The sequence below is a fragment of the Nocardia sp. NPDC051832 genome (genome assembly GCF_040681285.1).
Taxonomy (GTDB): Bacteria; Actinomycetota; Actinomycetes; order Mycobacteriales; family Mycobacteriaceae; genus Nocardia.
Genome location: NZ_JBFAYL010000001.1, coordinates 541083 through 563252, shown reverse-complemented (window position 1 = coordinate 563252; position 22170 = coordinate 541083). Strand labels below are relative to the sequence as shown.

The window sequence follows — 22170 nt, the reverse complement described above, 5'->3', positions numbered from 1 at the left end:
GGCTGGTGCGCCGGCGCTGAAAGAAACTGATGAGGAGTGGAGTTGATGGTGCAGGGCTGGCCGACGGGGACGGCGGCGGGCAGTGCCCGCGGGGCGGGTAGGCCCAGCCCAGTGGCCGGCGGGGGCGTGCGCTGATGTCGCGTCCGACCCGCACCCGGCCCGCCCGTCCGCAGCGCTCCCGAGTCAAAACCCTGCCGCAGCTGCTGGCCGCCGCCGTGGAGGCGAACCCGGCGGGGATCGCTGTGGTGTTCGCCGACGCGCAGACGTCGCTGGCGCAGTTGAGCTATGCCGAGCTAGACGAGCGCTCGACCCGGCTGGCCCGACTGCTCATCGCGCGCGGTATCGGGCCGGAGGATCTGGTCGCGGTGGGTGTGCCGCGGTCGATCGATTCGGTGGTCGCGGTGTGGGCGGTGGCCAAGACCGGTGCGGGTTTCGTGCCGGTGGATCCGAACTACCCGGCTGACCGGGTCGCGCACATGGTGTCGGATTCCGGTGCGGTGCTGGGCCTTACGGTCGAGTCCGTCGCCGAGGAATTACCGGGCGAGGTCGAGTGGGTCGTCCTCGACGACCCGGCGTTCCTGGTCCGGCTGGCGGAATACTCGCCGGAGCCGGTGACCTATGCCGATCGGGTGCGGATGGTGCGGGCCGAGCATCCGGCGTATGTCATCTACACCTCGGGGTCGACGGGTCTGCCCAAGGGCGTGGTGGTCACGCAGGCCGGTTTGTCGAGTTTCTGTGATGAGCAGCGGGACCGGTACCGGGTCGGCAACGATTCGCGGACATTGCATTTCGCGTCGCCGTCCTTCGACGCGTCGGTGCTGGAGTTGCTGCTGGCGGTCGGCGGCGCGGCGACGATGGTGGTGGTCGCGCCGAGTGTGTACGGCGGCGCGGAGCTGGCCGAGTTGCTGCGGCGCGAGCGGGTGACCCATGCCTTCATCACCCCGGCGGCGCTGGCGTCGGTGGATCCGGCCGGGCTGGACGAGTTCCGGGTGGTGGTGGCCGGTGGTGAGGCGTGCCCGCCGGAGCTGGTGCGGCGCTGGGGTCCGGGGCGGGAGTTCTTCAACGGGTACGGCCCGACCGAGACCACGATCATGGTCAACATCAGTTCGCCGATGGCACCGGGCGCGCCGGTGACGATCGGCGGGCCGATCCGGGCGATCACCGAATACGTCCTCGACGACCGGTTGACGCCGGTGCCCAACGGCGTGGTCGGTGAGTTGTATGTGACCGGTGCGCAGTTGGCTCGTGGCTATCATCAGCGGCCGTCGCTGACCGCGTCGCGGTTCGTAGCCAATCCGTTCGATCCGCAGGGTTCGCGGTTGTATCGCACCGGCGATTTGGTGCGCTGGACCGCTGATCACGAGCTGGAGTACCTGGGCCGCAACGACTTCCAGGTGAAGATCCGCGGTTTCCGGATCGAGCTCGGTGAGATCGACGCGGTGCTGGCCGGGCACGAGTCTGTCGATTTCGCGGTAACGGTCGGTCATGACCTGGACACGGGCGCGACGATTCTGGTGTCGTATGTGCATGCCGCGCCGGGTGCGGTCGCCGAGGCCGAGGTGCTGACCGAGCACGCCCAGGCGAGTCTGCCCGCGCACATGGTGCCGACCACCATCATGGTGCTCGACGAGATCCCGCTGACCCCGGTGGGCAAGCTGGACCGGGCCGCGTTGCCCGCGCCGGAGTTGCGGGTCAAGGAATTCCGGGCGCCGCAGACGTCGCTGGAGGAGATGGTCGCGGGTGTTTTCACCGAGCTGCTGGATCCACCGAACGCGATCGGCGCGGACGATGATTTCTTCGAGCTCGGCGGCAATTCGCTGATCGCCACGCAGGTGATCGCCCGTCTGGGTGCGGCGCTGGACACCCAGGTGCCCGCGCGGTTGTTGTTCGAAGCGCCCACGGTCGCGGCGCTGGCGGCGCGGCTGGAGGAGTCGAAGGGGTCGGGACGGCGGCTGGCGCTGACGGCGATGCCGCGCCCGGAGCGGATCCCGCTTTCGCCTGCCCAGCAACGGTATTGGTTCCTCAACCAGTTCGATCCGGCCGCGTCGGCAGTGGACAACATTCCGCTCGCGGTGCGCCTGTCCGGCGAATTGGACGTGGCCGCACTGGGTGCGGCGATCGGTGACGTCTTCATCCGGCACGAATCGCTGCGCACGGTGTACCCGGGTTCGCCCGAGGGCCCGTACCAGGTGGTGCATCCCGCGCCGAGCAAGCCGTTCACCCTGGCGCCGATCGAGGTCGATCCCGACGAGGTGGTCTCGCACATCGTCGAGCTGGCGCTGACGACTTTCGATGTGACCGTCGATGTTCCGGTGGCGGTGGCGCTGTTCCGGCTCGCGCCGGACGAGCACGTCATCGGGTTCGTGGTGCATCACGTCTCGGCCGACGGCTCGTCGATGGGCCCGCTGGCCCGCGACGTGATGGTCGCCTACACCGCGCGGGCGGCTGGAGCCGAACCGGAATGGGCGCCGCTGCCGGTGCAGTACGCCGACTACGCGCTGTGGCAGCGCGCGGTGCTCGGTTCCGAGCAGGACCCGGATTCGCTGGCGACCCGCCAGATCGATTACTGGAAGCAGACTTTGGCGGGGCTGCCGGATCAGCTGGAGCTGCCGGCCGACCGCCCGCGCCCGCCCGCGCGCTCGTTCCGCGGGCAGACGGTGCGCTTCCAGATCTCGCCGCGCCGGCATGCCCGACTACACGAGATCGCGCGCGCCGGTAACGCTTCGCTGTTCATGGTGTGCAACGCCGCGCTGGCGGTGCTGCTTTCGCGCCTGTCGGGCTCCGACGACATCGCGGTAGGCACCCCGATCGCGGGCCGTGGCGAACGGGAACTCGACGATCTGATCGGTATGTTCGTCAACACCTTGGTGTTCCGCACGCACGTGCGGCCCGAGGCTTCGTTCACCGAGCTGCTGGCCGAGGTGCGCGAGCGCAACCTCGCGGCCTACGCGAACGCGGACGTGCCGTTCGAGCGGCTCGTCGAGGTCCTGAATCCGGTGCGCTCGGCGGCGCGCAGCCCGCTGTTCCAGGTCGGCCTGTCCTTCCAGAACCTGTCGCAGACCACCTTCCAGCTGCCCGGATTGACTGTCAGCGGCGTCGATTTCGATACCTGGCTGGCCAAGACCGACCTGCATGTCACGCTCACCGACCGGTACGCCGAGGACGGCACACCCGCGGAGATCCGCGCCGAATTCGGTTACGCGACCGATCTGTTCGACGAGCGGACGGTGGAGTACTTCGCCGAGCGGTTCGTCCGGGTGCTGGACGCCGTGATCGCCGACCAAACCGCGCCGGTCGGCGCGATCGACCTGCTCGCGGCCGCGGAGAGCGACCGAATCCTGGAGTCGTGGAACGACACCGCGCATCCGGTGGACGCGAACACCACGCTGGTGTCGCTGCTCGACGCGACGGTCGCGGCGACCCCGGACGGGGTGGCGCTGGTCGGCGACGAGCCCGCGGGCCGGGTCGAACTGACCTACGCCGAGCTCGACGCGCGCGTGAACGCGCTCGCCCGGCAGTTGATCGCCGCCGGCGTCGGCCCGGAAGCCCTTGTCGGCCTGGCGATTCGGCGCTCCGTCGACCTGGTGGTCGCGATGTACGCGGTGGCCCGCGCCGGTGGCGCGTACGTGCCGCTGGATCCGGATCAGCCCGCCGAGCGGATCGACTACATCCTCGAGACCGCCGCGCCGGTCTGCGTCCTGACCAACGCCGACGCCGATTTCCGCACCGAGATCGCGCCCGTGCTGTCGCTGGACGCGCTGAATAGTTTTGATCCGGCGCCGATCACCGACGCCGATCGCCTGGCGCCGCTGCGCCCCGAGCACACCGCCTACGTCATCTTCACCTCCGGCTCCACCGGCCGCCCCAAGGGCGTGGCCGTCACGCACGCCGCCATCGCGAACCAATTGCAGTGGAAGATCCAGGAATTCGGCTTGAGCCCGAAGGACGGCGTGCTGCTGAAGACCGCGGCCACCTTCGATCTCTCGGTCTGGGAGTTCTGGTCCGCCGCCTGCTGCGGCGGCCGCCTGGTCATCGCCGTTCCCGATGGCCACAAGGACCCGGTCTATCTCAACGAACTGATCACCCGGGAATGGGTGACCACCCTGCACGTGGTCCCGTCCATGCTGGACGCGCTCGTCACCGCCGGCCTGCCGGAATGCGTGTGGCGCGTGCTCGCCATCGGTGAGGCGCTGCCCGGCGCGCTCGCGCAGCGCCTGCGCACCGACCGCCCGCTGATCGAGCTGTTCAACCTGTACGGCCCGACCGAGGCGGCGGTGTCGATCACCAGCCATCGCGTCACCGCCGACGATCAGGCCGCGGTGCCGATCGGGCGACCGGAATGGAACAGCCAGGTGTACGTGCTCGACGCGCGCCTGAATCCGGTCCCGGTGGGTGTCTCGGGTGAGCTCTACCTGGCGGGCGCGCAACTCGCGCGCGGCTACTTCGGTCGCCCGGATCTGACCTCGGATCGGTTCATGGCCAACCCGTTCGGCTCCGGGGACCGGATGTACCGCACCGGCGACCTGGTCGCCTGGAACCGCGCGGGCGAACTGGATTACCGGGGCCGCACCGACTTCCAGGTGAAGATCCGCGGTTTCCGGATCGAACTCGGCGAGATCGAGGCCGCGCTGCTGGCGCTGCCCGAGATCGCGCAGACCGCGGTGCTCGCGGTGGCCGATCCGCGCACCGGCGACCGCCTGGTCGCCTACCTGGTCGGCACGAATATCGATGTGGCACAGGTGAGCTCCGCCCTGAGCGCGGCGCTGCCGTCCTACATGGTGCCCTCGGCCTTCGTCGTGCTGGACGCGCTGCCGCTCAATGTCAACGGCAAGCTGGACCGGAAAGCGTTGCCCGCGCCCACCTTCCAGAAGGCGGTGTTCCGCGCCCCGATCACCCCGATCGAGCAGATCGTGGCCGCCACCTTCGCCGAGGTGCTGCAGGTCGACGGCGGCGACGAGCACCTGCGGATCGGCCTGGACGACGAATTCTTCGCGCTCGGCGGCAATTCGCTGCTCGCCACCCAGGTCGCCGCCCGCCTCGGCGCGGCGCTGAACGCCCGGGTGCCCGTGCGCCTGCTGTTCGAGGCGTCCACCGTGGCCGCGCTGGCCATCAAGGTGGAGCAGCACGCCGACACCGGCGCCCGCACGGCGCTCACCGCCGGTCCCCGGCCGCGCCGGATCCCGCTGTCGCTGGCCCAGCAGCGGATGTGGTTCCTGAACCAGTTCGATCCGGCCTCGGCGGCGAACAACATCCCGTTCGCGATCCGGTTGACCGGCGAGCTGGATCTGCGCGCGCTGCAATGCGCGCTGGCCGACCTCATCGAGCGGCACGAGACCCTGCGGACGGTGTATCCGGCCGTCGACGGCACCGGCTACCAGGTGATTCTGCCCGCGGCGCAGGTGGTTCCGCGGCTGGCGCTGGATCAGGTGGCCGAGGCGGAATTGCCGCGCTGGCTCAGTGCGATCCTGCTGTCCGGCTTCGACGTGGCCGAGCAGGTGCCGCTGCGCGTCGGCGTCGCCCAGGTCGCGCCCGGCGAGCACGTGCTCGCCATGGTGGTGCACCACATCGCCGCCGACGGTGCGTCTTTCGCGCCGCTGGCCCGCGACCTCATGATGGCCTACCTGGCCCGGCGCGAGGACTCCCGGCCGATCTGGTCGCCGCTGCGCGTCCAGTACGCCGACTACACACTGTGGCAGCGGGACCTGCTCGGCGACTCCGACGACCCGGAATCGCTGGCGGCCGCGCAGATCTCGTACTGGCGGGACGCGCTGGCCGGGATCCCGGATCGGCTCGACCTGCCCGCCGACCGCCCGCGCCCGCTGGTGGCTTCCGGCGCGGCGGGGGAGTACGGCTTCGAGGTGGACGCCTCGGTGCGCGCGGGGCTGAGCGCGCTCGCCCAGCGTTCCGGTACGTCCGAATTCATGGTCGTGCACGCGGCTTTCGCGCTGTTGCTGGCCCGGCTGTCCGGCACCGGCGACATCACCATCGGCACCCCGATCGCGGGGCGTGGCGAGCGCGAGCTCGACGATCTGATCGGCATGTTCGTCAACACCCTGGTGCTGCGCACCCGGGTCGATGCCGGCGCGTCCTTCCTGGATCTGCTGGCGGCCACGAAAGAGACCGATCTCGGGGCGTTCTCGCACGCGGAACTGCCCTTCGAACGACTGGTCGAGGTGCTGGACCCGGTGCGCTCGCAGGCGCATCACCCGCTGTTCCAGGTGGCGTTGTTCTTCCAGAACATGGACCAGGCCGAGCTGGAGCTGCCCGGGTTGACGGTGCGTACGCTCGAATTCGACGGCGCTGTCGCGAAATTCGATCTCCAGCTCACGATCGTGCCGCAGCAGGGCGAACAGCAGCTGGGCGGCATGGCCGCGGTGTTCACCTATGCCGCCGATCTGTTCGACGAGCCGACCATCGTGCGGTACGCGGAGCGGCTGGTGCGGATCCTCGCCGCCGTGGCCGCCGAGCCGGAGCGGCCGGTCGGCGCGATCGAGCTCCTGGACGACGCCGAGCGCGACCGGATCCTGCTGGAGTGGAACGACACTCGGCATCCGGTGGCGCCGGAGCTGCTGCTGGCGGGCTATCGCCGCGCGGTCGCCGCGCATCCGGAGGCGGTCGCGATCGCCTACGAGGGCGCTGAACTGACCTACCGCGAGTTCGACGAGCGGGTCAACCGCCTGGCCCGGCTGCTGATCTCGCGCGGTGTCGGCCCGGAAACGCTGGTGGGTCTGGCGATTCGGCGTTCGGTGGATTTGGTGGTCGCGATGTACGCGATCGTCACCGCCGGTGGCGCGTACGTGCCGCTGGATCCGGATCATCCGGCCGAGCGGATCGGGCACATCCTCGACACCGCGCGGCCGCTGGGCGTGCTGACCACGACCGACGCGGCGTCCTGCCTGCCGGCCGGGACCGAGGCGCTGGCCCTGGACACCCTCGAGCTGAGCAGCTACCCGGGTGCGGCGGTGCGCGCGGCGGAGCTGCTGCGGCCGCTGCGGCCCGAACACCCCGCGTACGTGATCTTCACCTCCGGTTCGACCGGCCGCCCGAAGGGGGTGGCGGTCTCGCACGCGGCGATCCACAACCAGATCACCTGGATGCTCGCCGAGTACCCGCTCGGCCCGGACGACGTGTACTTGCAGAAGACCGCGACCACCTTCGACGTGTCGCTGTGGGGCTTTTTCCTGCCGCTGCGCGCCGGGGCCAAGCTCGTCGTCGCGACGCCGGACGGTCATCGGGATCCGCAGTATGTCGCGGAAACCATTGCGGCCCAAGGCGTGACGGTCACCGACTTCGTGCCGTCGATGCTGACGGTGTTCGCCGCGCACACCCCGGCGGCCGCGGGGGCGTACCCCTCGCTGCGGTACGTCTTCGTCATCGGCGAGGCGTTGCCGCCGGAGACCGTGGCCGCCTGGCGGGCGGTCTCGGCCGCGCCGCTGCACAACCTCTACGGCCCGACCGAGGCCGCCGTCTCAGTCACCTATTGGCCCGCCGCGGAATCCGATACTCGTACTGTGCCGATCGGTGTCCCGCAATGGAACACCCAGGTGTATGTGCTGGATTCGCACCTGCAACCGGTGCCCGCCGGGGTGCCCGGCGAGCTGTATCTGGCCGGTGTGCAACTGGCCCGCGGCTATGTCCGCCGGCCCGATCTGTCCGCGGATCGCTTCGTGGCCAACCCCTTCGGCGACGGCGCCCGGATGTACCGCACCGGCGACCTGGTGCTGTGGCGGGACCACCCGGTCCGGCTGGAGTACCTCGGCCGCACCGACTTCCAGGTGAAGTTCCGTGGTCAGCGCATCGAGCTCGGCGAGATCGAAACCGCTTTGCTGGCACAGGATTCGGTGAGTCAGGCCGCCGCGCTGGTGCTGTCCTCGCCGCTGGGCGATCAGCTGGTCGCCTACGCCGTACCCGCGCCGGGCCGGGCGATCGAACAGCAGGAGCTGCTGGCCGCGATCGCGGAAACCCTGCCCGCCTACATGATTCCGGCGACCGTCGTGGCGCTGGACGAGTTCCCGCTGAACGCCAGCGGCAAGCTGGACCGCAAAGCGCTGCCGGAACCGGCGTTCGCGGCACGGGAATTCCGCGCCCTGGCCACCCCGGTCGAGGAGATCGTGGCGGAGGTCTTCGCGACCGTGCTCGGCCTGGATCAGGTCGGCGCGGACGACGACTTCTTCGAGCTCGGCGGCAATTCGCTGGTGGCGACCCGGGTGGCCGCGCAGCTCGGAGCCGCCCTGGACACCCGGGTGCCGGTGCGCGCGCTGTTCGAGGCGTCCACGGTGGCCGGCCTGGCCGCCAAGCTGGAAACGCGGACCGCACCGGCCGGTGCGGGTGCGGAGTTGGTGGCCGGCCCACGGCCGGAACGGATTCCGCTGTCGCTGGCACAGCAGCGGATGTGGTTCCTGAACCGCTTCGACAGTGCCTTGGCCGCCTACAACATGCCCGTCGCCATCCGGCTCACCGGCGCGCTGGACATCGGTGCGCTGGCCGAGGCGGTCGCGGATCTGGTTGCGCGGCACGAGATTCTGCGTACCGTGTACCCGCTGATCGACGACGCGGCGGTGCAACAGATCCGGCCCGTGTCCGAGGCCGCGGTCACGCTGACGCCGGTCGAGGTAACGGCGGACCGGCTGGCGGCCGAGATCCGCGCGATCGTCGGCGCCGGCTTCGACGTCACCCGCGAACTGCCGTTTCGGGTGCGACTGCTGCGGGTCAGCGGCTCCGAACACGTGCTGGTGTTCGTGGCGCATCACATCAGCGCCGACGGCTGGTCCATGGGCCCGCTGACCCGGGACCTGATGCTGGCCTACGTCTCCCGCAGCGGTGGCGCGGCGCCCGCGTGGTCGCCGCTCGCGGTGCAGTACGCCGACTACGCGCTGTGGCAGCGGGCCGCGCTCGGCGCCGAGGACGACCCGGCATCCCTTGCCGCCCAACAGCTGTCGTATTGGGCCGAGCAGCTCGGCGGCTTGCCGGACGAGCTGAACCTGCCGGCCGATCGCCCGCGTCCCGCGGCGCAGTCCTTCGCGGCGGGCAAGGCCGATCTCGCGGTCGGCGCGGAGGTGCATGCCGCGCTGGTGCGGCTGGCGCGCGAGCACAACTCGACGGTGTTCATGGTGGTGCACGCCGCGCTGGCGGCGCTGCTGAGCCGCCTGTCCGGCAGCGACGACCTGGCGATCGGCACGCCGGTCGCGGGTCGTGGTCAGGCCGCACTGGACGATCTGATCGGCATGTTCGTCAACACGCTGGTGTTGCGCAGCCGGGTCCGCCCGGAGGCGAGTTTCCTGGACCTGCTGGACGCCACCCGGGAAACCGATCTACAGGCGTTCTCGCACGCCGACATTCCGTTCGAGCGGCTGGTCGAAGTGCTGGAACCGGCGCGCTCGACCGGACGGCATCCGCTGTTCCAGGTGTCGCTGTCCTTCGACAACCTCGCCCCGCCCAGTTTCGAGCTGCCCGGATTGTCGCTGGCCGGCATCGATCTGGGCGACGGCACGGCGAAATTCGATCTGTCCCTGCTGATCGGTGAGCAGTACGACGCCGACGGGCAGCCCGCCGGTCTGGCGGGCGTCTTCACCTTCGCGCGCGACCTCTTCGACGACAGCACGATCCAGCGGTACGCCGATCGGTTCGTGCGCCTGCTCGGCGCGGTCGCGGCCGACCCCGAACTGGCGATCGTGGACCTGCCGCTGTTCACCGCGGCCGAACAGGCGCCGCTGACGCGGCCGGCCAGCAGCCGGATGCTGTTGCCGGGCAGTCTGCTTCCCGAGCTGCTGACCCGCGGCCTGCGGCACGGCGCGGACCGTACCGCGGTCCGCCATGACGGCGTCTCGGTCAGCTACCGCGAACTCGATGAGCACACTTCGCGGCTGGCGCGGGTGCTGATCGACAGCGGCGTCGGGCCGGAACAGCTTGTCGTGGTGGCGATGCCGCGCTCCTACGACACTGTCGCGGCGGCGCTCGCGGTGGCCAAGGCCGGTGGCGCGCACGTGCCGGTCGACCCGACCCACCCGGTGGACCGGGTGCGGTACCTGGCCACCGATTCCGGCGCGCTGCTGGGCATCACCACCGCCGAGTACGTGCGGCGGTTGCCCGGCGGCGTGCAGTGGCTGGTGCTCGACGATCCACAGATCGAGAGCCTGTGCGCGGGGCAGCCCGGGCATCCGGTGACCGACGCCGAACGGCTCTCGCCGTTGCGTCCGGAGCATCCGGCGTACGTCATCTACACCTCCGGGTCGACCGGCATGCCCAAGGGCGTCACGGTGACGCACGGCGGTCTGCGCGACCTCGTCGACTACTCCGGTGAGCTGTACCAGCTCGGCGCGGCGCACCGGGTGCTGCATGTGCGCACCCCGATCGCGGACCCGTCGGTGCTGGAATGGCTGAGCGCCTTCGCGCACGGCGCGACCCTGGTGCTGGCGCCCTCGACGGTGTTCGGCGGCGTCGAACTGAGCGATCTGCTGCGCGCCGAACAGGTGACGCATGTGCTGATCCCGCCGGGCGTGCTGGGAACCATGGATCCGAGCGGGCTGGACGACCTGCGGGTCATCCATGCCGGTGGCGATGTCACCACGCCGGAGCTGCTCGCTGGGTGGGCGCCGGGCCGCACCTACCTCAACGCCTACGGTCCGACCGAGACCACGATCGTCGCGACCTACGCGAATCTGGTCGCGGGGCAGCGGGTCACCATCGGGCAGCCGGTCTTCGGCATGTCGGCGTTCGTGCTCGACGCCCGGTTGCGCCCGGTGCCGCCGGGTGTCACGGGTGAGCTGTATCTGGCCGGCGGCGCGTTGGCTCGGGGCTATCGGAACCGATCCGCGCTGACCGCGGAGCGATTCGTCGCCAACCCGTGGGGTCCGGACGGCACGCGCATGTACCGCACCGGTGACCTGGTGCGCTGGCTGGACGGCGAGCTGGAGTTCCTGGGGCGCAGTGACTTCCAGGTGAAGATCCGCGGCTTCCGGGTCGAACTGGGCGAGATCGACGCCGTGCTGCGCCGGCACGAGGGCGTCGGCTTCGCGCTCACGCTGGGGCGCGCGGCCGAGACGGGTGACACCATCCTGGTGTCGTATGTGCGTGCCGCCGAGGGCTATTCGCTGGATCCGGGCTCGCTGAAAGAGTTCGTGGCCCGCGGTCTCGCGCCGTACATGGTGCCGGCCGCGATCGTCGTGCTCGACGAGATCCCGCTCACCGCGGCGGGCAAGGTGGACCGCAAGGCGCTGCCCGCGCCGGAACTCGCGCCGCGGGAGTACACCGCGCCGCGCACACCGCTGGAGGAGTCCGTCGCCGCGGTGATCGCTGAGGTCTTGCGCCTCGAGCAGGTCGGTCGCGACGACGACTTCTTCGAACTCGGCGGCAACTCGCTGATCTCGACGCAGGTCGCCGCGCGGCTGGGCGCGCTGATCGACGCGCACGTGCCCGCCCGGGTGATCTTCGAGGCCCCGGCGGTGGGCGCGCTGGCGACCCGGCTGGCCGAACTGGCCGGCGAGGGCCGCCGCGCGCTGGCGGCCGGTCCACGGCCGGAACGGATTCCGCTCTCGCTCGCGCAGCAGCGGATGTGGTTCCTGAACCGCTTCGACGCGCAGTCCGCGGCCTACAACGTGCCGATCGCGGTGCGGCTCACCGGATCCCTCGATGTCGGAGCGCTGCGGCTCGCGGTCGCCGACATCGTGGCCCGGCACGAGACGCTGCGCACCGTGTACCCGCAGACCGACAACGGTCCGGTGCAGGTGATCCTGCCGCCCGAGCAGGCGAGCCTGGAACTGGAACTGGGCACGGTCGCCGCCTGGGATGTCGAAAAGGCCGTAGTGGAAGTGCTTTCCACGGGATTCGACGTGACCAGCGCGCCGCCGGTGCGGGTGGCGCTGTTCGATATCGACGGTCTCGCGGGCGATTACGTCCTGGCCGTGGCCGTGCATCACATCAGTGGTGACGGCTGGTCGGTGGGTCCGCTGACCCGTGACCTGATGACCGCCTACGTCGCCCGCACCCAGGGTGCGGCGCCGGCGTGGACGCCACTGGCGGTGCAATACGCCGATTACAGCATCTGGCAGCGCGAACTGCTCGGCCGCGAGGACGATCCGGACTCGTTGTCGGCCAAGCAGATCGCCTTCTGGCGCGCAGCCCTGGCGGAGCTGCCGGATCAGCTGGAGCTGCCCGCGGACCGGCCGCGCCCGGCCGTGCAGTCCTTCGCCGGCGGCAAGGTCGACATCGCGATCGACGCCGACTTGCACCGTGCGCTCGCCGAGGTCGCCAAGCAGCAGGGCGCGACCCTGTTCATGACTGTGCACACCGCGCTGGCCGTCCTTCTGGCTCGGCTGTCGGGCACCGACGACATCGCCATCGGCACCCCCATGGCGGGCCGCGGCGAGGCCGCGCTCGACGATCTGATCGGCATGTTCGTCAACACCCTGGTGTTCCGCACCCGGGTGGACGCCGGGGCCGGATTCGCCGAACTGGTTGCCCGGCAACGGGAAATCGACATCCAGGTGCTCGCCCACGCGGACGTGCCGTTCGAGCGGCTGGTCGAGGTGCTGAACCCGGCCCGGTCCACCGCGCGGCATCCGCTGTTCCAGGTCGGCCTGTCCTTCCAGAACATCACCCGCACGGCACTCGAACTGCCCGGTCTCACCGTGGACCGGCTCGGTATGGACATGCAGTTGTCCCAGTTCGACCTGCACTGGGTGCTCGCCGACGCCTACGACGAGGACGGCGACCCCGCCGGACTCGGCGGCATCCTCACCTACGCCGGTGACCTGTTCGACGAAGCCACCGCCGCCGGGTTCGTGGACCGGTTCGTGCACCTGCTGCGCGCACTCGTCGCCGCGCCGCAAGCGCCGGTCGGCGACATCGACCTGCTGACGGCGGGGGAGCGGGCCGCGCTGGCCGCCCGCAACGCCACCGCGCACCAGGTGGATTCGGACGCGACCCTGACCTCGCTGCTCGACGCCACCGTCGCGGCGGCCCCCGGGGCGGTCGCGCTGGTCGACTCGGACGGCACCCAGGTCACCTACGCCGACCTCGACGCCAGGGTGAATCGTCTTGCCAGGCACCTGATCTCGCTGGGCGTGCGACCGGAATCGCGGGTGGCGCTGGCGATCCGGCGTTCGGTCGATCTGGTCGTCGCCATGTACGCGGTGGCCCGGGCCGGTGGCGCGTATGTGCCGGTCGATCCGGACCAGGCGGCCGAGCGCACGGACTACATCCTGGAGACCGCGGCGCCGGTCTGCGTGCTCACCAACGCCGACGCGAGCTTCACCACCCAGATCGCCCGGGTCGTGCGAATGGACGACTTCACCGCGCATCGCCTTACCTCCGAGGCGATTTCGACCCGGACCGCGGTGGACGAGACCGCGCCGATCACCGACGCCGACCGCCTCGCTCCGCTCCGCCCGGACCACACCGCCTACGTGATCTTCACCTCCGGCTCCACCGGCCGGCCGAAGGGCGTGGCGGTACCGCACAGCGCGATCGTCAACCAGTTGCTGTGGAAGACCGCCGAATTCGGCCTGTCCGCCGACGACGCCGTGCTGCTCAAGACCGCCGCGACCTTCGACCTCTCGGTCTGGGAATTCTGGTCGGCCGCGGTCTGCGGCGGCCGCCTGGTCATCGCGACGGCCGACGGCCATCGGGATCCCGCCTATCTCACCGAGCTCATGGCGCGGGAATCGGTCACCACCCTGCACGTGGTCCCGTCCATGCTCGACGCCCTGCTGAACGGCGAGTTGCCGTCCGCGCTGCGCCGCGTTCTCGCCATCGGCGAGGCACTGCCGGCCGCGGTAGCGCGCCGGTTCCGCACCGCGAAACCCGAAGCGGCGCTGTACAACCTGTACGGCCCCACCGAGGCGGCGGTCTCCATCACCAGTCACCTGGTGACCGACGCCGACCAGGTCTCCGTGCCGATCGGCGCACCGGAATGGAACAGCGCCGTCCACGTCCTGGACGCCCGCCTGCACCCGGTGCCCACCGGTGTCTCGGGCGAGCTGTACCTGGAGGGCGCTCAGCTGGCCCGCGGCTACTTCGGCCGTGCCGATCTGACCGCGGATCGCTTCGTGGCCAACCCGTTCCAGCCCGGCGCTCGCATGTACCGCACCGGCGATCTCGTCGCCTGGAACGCCGACGGCGAACTGGAATATCGCGGCCGCACCGACTTCCAGGTGAAGATCCGCGGTTTCCGCATCGAGCTGGGTGAGATCGAGGCCGCGCTGCTCGCTCAGCCGAACGTCGCCCAGGTCGCCGTGCTCGCCAAGTCCAATGCTCGTACCGGCGATCGCCTGGTCGCCTACGTCGTGCCGCGCGGCACCGATGCCCTGGGGCTCGGCGTCGACCGGGATAGCGCCCTGGCCCGGGTAGGCGTGGATGCCGAAGGTTTCGTACTCGACCGTGGCATCGGATCGGATGTCGCAGGTGAAGGCCGCGCGTCCCGTGCCGATCTTGATGTCGTGGAACTGAAGTCGGCTCTGGCTCAGGCGTTGCCGTCGTACATGGTGCCGTCGGCGTTCGTGGTTTTGGATGCGTTGCCGTTGAATGTGAACGGCAAGTTGGATCGGAAGGCGCTGCCGGAGCCGGAGTTCGAGGCGCAGGTGTTCCGTGCGCCGTCGACTCCGATCGAGGAGATCGTGGCTCAGGTGTTCGCCGATGTTCTCGGTGCCGAGCGTGTGGGTGCGGATGATGATTTCTTCGCGCTCGGCGGTAACTCCCTGCTGGCTACTCAGGTGGTCGCGAGAATCGGTGCGGCGCTGGATACCCGGGTTCCGGTGCGGACCTTGTTCGAGGCGTCGACGGTAAGTGGGCTCGCGATCAAGGCCGAGCAGCATGCCGGTGCGGGCGGGCGTAAAGCGCTCACCGCGGGTCCGCGTCCGGAGCATGTGCCGTTGTCGCTGGCGCAGCAGCGGATGTGGTTCCTGAACCGGTTCGATACCCAGTCGGCCGCCTACAACATCCCGGTCGCGATCCGGTTGAGCGGTGCCCTCGATGTTGCTGCTTTGCAACTGGCCTTCGCCGATATCGTTGCGCGCCACGAGATCCTGCGCACCCTCTACCCGCAGACCGAGAACGGGCCGGTGCAGGTCATCCTGCCGCCCGGCGAGTCGGGCGTTCCGCGGTTGGCGGTGCGCGCTGTCGACGCGAACGAGGTGGAATCCGCTGTCGGCGCGCTGATCTCGACGATCTTCGACGTGACCGCTGAGGTGCCGGTCCAGGCCGCGCTTTTCGAGATCGCCGACAGCGCTGACGAATATGTGCTCGCCATGGTCGTGCACCACATCTCCGGCGACGGTTCCTCTGCGGGCCCGCTGACCCGCGACCTGGTGACGGCCTATATCGCCCGCACCAATGGTGACGCCCCGAATTGGCCGCCACTGGCAGTGCAGTACGCCGACTACAGCATTTGGCAGCGCGAGCTGCTCGGCAGCGAAGACGACCCGGAATCGCTGTCCGCCCAGCAGGTCGCCTACTGGCGCGAAGCGCTGGCCGACCTTCCCGACCAGCTGGAACTGCCGACCGATCGGCCGCGTCCGGCGGTGCAGAGTTTCGCGGGCGGCAAGATCGACCTGCGAATCGATGCCGAACTGCATCAGGGTCTGGCTGACCTGGCCCGTGCTGAGGGCGCGACTCTGTTCATGGTTGTGCATACCGCGCTGGCGGTGTTGTTGGCTCGTTTGTCGGGTTCTGCGGACATCGCGATCGGGACTCCGATGGCGGGTCGTGGTGAGGCTGCGCTGGATGATTTGATCGGTATGTTCGTCAATACGTTGGTGTTCCGCACCCGTTATGACGCGAATACCGGTTTCGCGGACTTGTTGGCTCGTCAGCGTGAAACCGATATCCAGGCGTTCGCGAACGCTGATGTTCCGTTCGAGCGTTTGGTGGAGGTTCTCAACCCGGCCCGTTCCACGGCTCGGCATCCGTTGTTCCAGGTGGGTTTGTCGTTCCAGAACTTGGCCCAGTCCGCACTGGAGTTGCCGGGTTTGACGGTGGCGGGCCTGGACGCCGATCGTGAGTTGTCGCAGTTCGATCTGCATTTGATCGTCGGTGACAGCTACGACTGGCAGGGCGCAGCAGCTGGTTTGGGTGGTTTCTTCACCTATGCCACCGATTTGTTCGACCGGGCCACGGTGCAGGGTTTCGCGGATCGGTTCGTGCGTTTGCTGACCGCGATCGTGGCTGCTCCGGCCATGGCGGTCGGTGATCTGGAGCTGCTCGATCCCGCCGAGCATGCGGCGCTGCTGTCCCGGAATGCGACCGCCCACGATGTGGATTCCTCGGCGACGTTGGCGTCGTTGCTGGCAGCGACGGTCGCGGCGGATGCGAAGTCGACCGCGCTGGTGACCGATGACGGTTCCCAGGTGAGTTACGGCGAGCTGGACGCGCGGGTGAATCAGCTGGCGCGGCATCTGATTTCGTTGGGTGTGGGTCCGGAGTCGCGAGTCGCGCTGGCGTTGCGGCGTTCGGTGGACTTGGTGGTGGCGATGTATGCGGTCGCTACTGCCGGTGGTGTGTATGTGCCGGTGGATCCGGATCAGGGGGCGGAGCGCACCGAGTACATCCTCGACACCGCGGCCCCGGTGTGTGTCCTGACCAATGCGGACGCGGGGTTCGCGACGGATGTCGCGCCGGTGGTGCGGCTCGAGGATGTGGATCTGTCGGTCTACCCGACGACCCCGATCCTCGATCCCAGCGAAATCGCCGACTCGACCGTGGTTGTGGATGGCAGCGGCGCAGGCGACCGGTTCGGGCAGCGTCTGGCTCGGTTGCGTCCGGACAACACCGCGTATGTGATTTTCACGTCCGGGTCGACCGGTCGGCCGAAGGGTGTCGCGGTTTCGCATGCCGCGATCGCGAATCAGTTGTTGTGGAAGACCGCGGAGTTCGGGCTCGATGCCGCGGATGCGGTGTTGTTGAAGACGGCGGCGACCTTCGATTTGTCGGTGTGGGAGTTCTGGTCGGCTGCGGTGTGTGGTGGCCGGTTGGTGATCGCTGCGCCTGAGGGGCATCGTGATCCGGCGTATCTGAATGAGTTGATCGCGCGGGAGTGGGTGACCACCTTGCATGTGGTGCCCTCGATGCTGGATGCGTTGTTGGGTGCGGGGGATCTGCCGGATTCGTTGTGGCGGGTGCTGGCGATCGGTGAAGCGTTGCCCGCTGTGTTGGCGCAGCGGTTGCGGCGGGAGTTGCCGCGGGTGGAGTTGTTCAACCTGTACGGTCCGACCGAGGCCGCGGTGTCGATCACCACCCACCGGGTCGGCGATGCTGATCAACTCACGGTGCCGATCGGTGTGCCGCAGTGGAACAGTCAGGTGCTGGTGCTGGATGGGCGGTTGCGTCCGGTCCCGGCCGGGGTCTCCGGTGAGTTGTATTTGGCCGGTGCCCAGCTTGCGCGCGGCTATCACGGTCGCCCGGAGTTGACGGCGGATCGTTTCGTGGCCAACCCGTTCGAGATGGGTGCGCGCATGTATCGCACCGGTGATCTAGTGGCGTGGAACAGCAACGGTGAGCTGGACTATCGGGGTCGTAGCGACTTCCAGGTCAAGATCCGTGGGTTCCGTATCGAACTCGGCGAGATCGAATCGGCGCTGCTTGCCCTGCCCGAGGTCGCGCAAGCAGCGGTGATCGCCAAGTCCGATGCCCGGACCGGCGACCGCCTGGTTGCCTACCTGGTGCCTCGTCCCTCCGATGCGGCGGATCCCAGCGGTCTGGTCGGTACGGATGCGCACGGCGGTGTCGAGGCTCTCGGTGCTGCCGTACAGGCTTCGCGGCTTGCGGGACTGCGCGGGACGGCGGCCGAGGACGGGAATCTCGATGCGGCGCAGGTGAAGTCGGCTCTTGCCGCGGCGTTGCCTTCGTACCTGGTGCCGTCGGCCTTCGTGGTGTTGGACGCGCTGCCGTTGAACGTCAACGGGAAGCTGGATCGGAAGGCGTTGCCGGAGCCGGAGTTCGAGGCCCGCGCCTTCCGTGCGCCGGCGACTCCGATCGAGGAGATCGTGGCGCAGGTGTTCGCCGATGTCCTCGGCGCCGACCAGGTCGGCGCGGACGACGACTTCTTCGCCCTCGGCGGCAATTCGCTGCTGGCGACCCAGGTGGTCGCGAGAATCGGTGCGGCACTGGATGCTCGCGTCCCGGTGCGCACCCTGTTCGAAGCCTCCACCGTCGCGGGCTTGGCGACGAAGGCCGAGCAGCACGTCGGTAGCGGGCGTCAGGCGCTCACCGCGGGTCCGCGTCCGGAGAATGTTCCGTTGTCGCTGGCGCAACAGCGGATGTGGTTCCTGAACCAGTTCGACCCGGATTCCGCGGCTTACAACGTGCCGGGCGCGGTTCGCCTGATCGGCGCTCTCGATACCGCCGCGTTGCAGCAGGCGATTGCCGATGTGATCGCGCGGCACGAAACCTTGCGCACCATCTACCCGGAACGTGACGGGGCCGCCTATCAGGTGGTGCTGCCGGCCGATCGCGCGGTGCCGGACCTCACCCCGGAGCGGGTGCCCGCCGACGAGCTGGGCGCGCGGATCCTCGGACTGGTCAGCGCCGGTTTCGACGTGACCTCCCAGGTTCCGTTGCGCGCCAAGCTGTTCCAGGTCGCCGACGGTGAGTACGTGCTCACGTTCGTGGTGCATCACATCAGCGCCGACGGTTGGTCCATGGGCCCGCTGACCCGGGATGTGGTGGTGGCGTACGCGTCTCGGGCCGCGGGTGCGGCGCCGGGCTGGTCGCCGCTGCCGGTGCAGTACGCGGATTTCGCGCTCTGGCAGCGGGCGGTGCTCGGCGACGAGAACGACCCGGAGAGCGTGCTTTCCGCGCAGGCCGCGTACTGGCGGACCGCGCTGGCGGGGCTGCCGGACGAGCTGAACCTGCCCACGGATCGGCCGCGGCCGAAGCTGGCCACCTTCGCGGGCGGCCGGGTGCAGTTCCTGGTCGATGCCGAGCTGCACGGACGGCTGAAAGCGCTGGCGCGGGAGCGGAACGCGACCATGTTCATGCTGCTGCACACCGCGCTGGCGGTATTCCTGGCGCGCATGTCCGGCACCAGCGACATCGCCATCGGCACACCGGTGGCGGGTCGCGGCGAAGCCGAAATCGACGACGTCATCGGCATGTTCGTCAACACCCTGGTGTTGCGCACCCAGGTGCCGGGGGAGCGCGGCTTCGGCGAACTGCTGGACGCCACCAAGGAAGCCGACCTGCGGGCGTTCGCGCACGCTGACGTGCCGTTCGAGCGGCTGGTGGAACTGCTCAACCCGGAGCGGTCCACCGCCCGCAACCCGTTCTTCCAGGTCTCGCTGGCCTTGCAGAACCTGCCCGAGAACAGCTACGAACTGCCGGGCTTGCGGGTCGAGGCGGTCGAATCCGGCATGCTGTCCGAGCAATTCGATCTGTCGCTGACCATGCGGGAAACCGCCGCGGGCCTGCACACCATGGTCACCTACGCCCGTGACCTGTTCGACGAATCCACCATCGAGGTGTTCGGCGAGCGGTTCGTGCGGCTGCTGGAAGCGCTGGTGGACCAGCCCGAACTGCCGGTCGGTGACCTGCCGCTGCTCTCGGATGCCGAGCGCGCGTGGCTGACTCCGATCAGCGGCGCGCCGGCGACCGGCAGTGGTCTGCTGCCCGACCTGCTGATGCGCGGTCTGGAGTTCGGCCGGGATCGGGTGGCCGTGCGCTACCTGGGCATGTCGATCAGCTACGGCGCGCTCGACGACTACTCCACCCGCCTGGCGCGCGTGCTCATCGAGCACGGCGTCGGCCCGGAAAAGCTTGTCGCCCTGTCTTTCCCGCGATCGCTGGAGATGATCACCGCGATCTGGGCGGTGGCCAAGGCCGGTGGCGCGTTCGTGCCGGTCGATCCCGCCTACCCGGCGGACCGGATTCAGCACATGCTCACCGATTCCGGTGCGGTACTGGGACTTACCTCCGCCGCCCACGTCGCCGGCCTGCCCGATGCCGTGTCCTGGCTGGTACTCGACGATCCTGAGACCACGCAGCTGCTGCAAACCCGTTCGGCGGCACCGATTTCGGATGCCGATCGGCTGGCGGCGCTGGACCTTCGGCATCCGGCGTATCTGATCTACACCTCCGGTTCGACCGGCCTGCCCAAGGGCGTCACCGTCACCCACAGCGGTCTCGGCGGTTTCATCGGCTACCTCGCCACCGAGTCCTACCGGGTCGAGTCGCACCATCGGATGCTGCAGGTCACCTCGCCGAGCTTCGATCAGTCCGTGGAGGAATGGCTCACCGCCTTCTACACCGGCGCCACCCTCGTGGTGGTGCCGTCGACGATCATCGGCGGCGACGAGCTCGCCGAACTGATGCGCGCAGAGGCGGTTACGCACGCGGTGATGACCCCGGCGCTGCTGGGCACCGTCGATCCGGCGGGCATGGACCAGCTGGAAATGGTGGCCGTCGGCGGCGATGTCACCAACCCGGAACTGCTGGCACGCTGGCAGCCGGGCCGGACCTACATCAACGGCTACGGCCCCACCGAGATGACCATCGGCGCGGTGTACGGCCCGCAGCGCGCGGGCGCTCCGGTGACCATCGGCGCTCCGGTGCACGGGATTTCGGCGCTGATTCTGGACGCACGCTTGAATCCGGTGCCGCCCGGCGTGGTCGGTGAGCTGTATCTGGCCGGCGCCGCGATGGCCCGCGGCTACCACAACCGCCCGGAGTTGACCGCGGACCGGTTCGTGGCCTACCCGGGCGGCGCGGGCGAGCGCATGTACCGCACCGGCGACCTGGTTCGGCTCGTTCCCGGCGCCGCCCAAGGCGATTGGGAGTTCGACTATCTGGGCCGCACCGACTTCCAGGTCAAGATCCGCGGCTACCGCATCGAACTCGGCGAGATCGACGCCGTCCTCGGCAATCACGACGACGTCGACTACGTGACCACCCTGGGCCGGGAGAACGCCTCGGGCGCAACGGTTCTGGTCTCCTACGCGCTCCCGCTCCCCGGGCGTGCGATAGACCCGGCCGCACTGACCGCCTTCGCGGCCGCGCGCCTGCCCCAGCACATGGTCCCCGCCGCGATCGTCGTGCTCGACACGATCCCGCTGACCCCGGTCGGCAAGCTCGATCGCAAGGCCCTGCCGATGCCGGAGCTCGCCGAACGCCCCTACCGGGCGCCGGAAACCCCGCTCCAGCAGGCCGTCGCGGACGTCTTCGCCGACGTCCTCGGCGTACCGCGAGCCGGTCTGGACGACGATTTCTTCGCCCTCGGCGGCACCTCTTTGGTCGCTACCAAGGCGGTCAGTCGCCTGCGCACCGTTACCGGCGCGCAGATCCGGGTGCAGTGGTTCTTCACCGACTCCAGCGTCGACGCGCTGACCCGCCGCATCATGGCGGCCCTGGCCGAGGGCGTCGACTACACCGAGGACTCCGAAGCCGCGCTCGGCGTCATGCTGCCGATCCGCGCACAAGGCGCCCGGCCCGCGCTGTTCGCCATCCATCCGCTCTACGGCTTGTCGTGGTGCTACGCCGGTTTCGCGCAGTACCTGGATCGCCCGATCTACGGCGTGCAGTCCCCGGCGCTGTCGGAGCCCGAGTACCTGCCGTCCGCGCTGGACGACATGGTCAGCCGCTATGTGGCGGAAATCCGCCGCGTGCAGCCGGAGGGCCCGTACCACCTGCTCGGCTGGTCCATCGGCGGCGTGCTGGCGCACGCGGTCGCGGTCGCCTTGCAGAGCGCCGGCGCGGAGGTCGGTGCCCTGGTCATGCTGGACAGCCGGATCAGCGACGACGTGTCGGACCTGCGGTCCGATATCGCCGCGCTGTTCACCGAGATGGGCGTCACCGGTGCGGCTTTGGTGGTCGACGGCGACGCCGACGACCTCACCGACGAGGCGCTGGACGCCCTGCACGCCACCATCCCGGCCGAGCTGGCGGTCATCACCAGGGAGCGGCTGCGGAACATCTACCGCAGCGCGGTCCGCTCCGCCCGGCTGGAATCCGAAGCCCAATCCGGCGTCTACCGCGGCCGCTTGGACTTCTTCAGCGCCAACGGCAACGATCTGGCGGGCACCTGGACCAAGTATGTGGACGGCGAGATCATCGATCACCCGGTCGACGCCCCGCACGAACTGCTCACCTCGCCCGAGGTGCTGCGGACCATCGGCCCGAAGGTGGCAGACCTGCTCGACCTGCGCGATCGCGTCTGAGCAATCTCGATGCCACACCGGTGACGGTGCC

At 69.4% G+C, this 22170-nt stretch carries 1 protein-coding gene; it reads left to right on the top strand.

Features of this window, described 5'->3' with window-relative positions:
- Positions 1-134: 134 nt before the first annotated feature.
- Entirely contained in the window at positions 135-22139 is a 22005-nt protein-coding gene (locus tag AB0M14_RS02210; protein WP_364987544.1) for a non-ribosomal peptide synthase/polyketide synthase, read from the top strand.
- The last annotated feature ends 31 nt before the right edge of the window (positions 22140-22170 follow it).

What these genes read in the sequence shown, in the direction of transcription:
- AB0M14_RS02210 (WP_364987544.1), top strand. Translation starts at nt 135, where the DNA reads ATGTCGCGTCCGACCCGCACCCGGCCCGCCCGTCCGCAGCGCTCCCGA.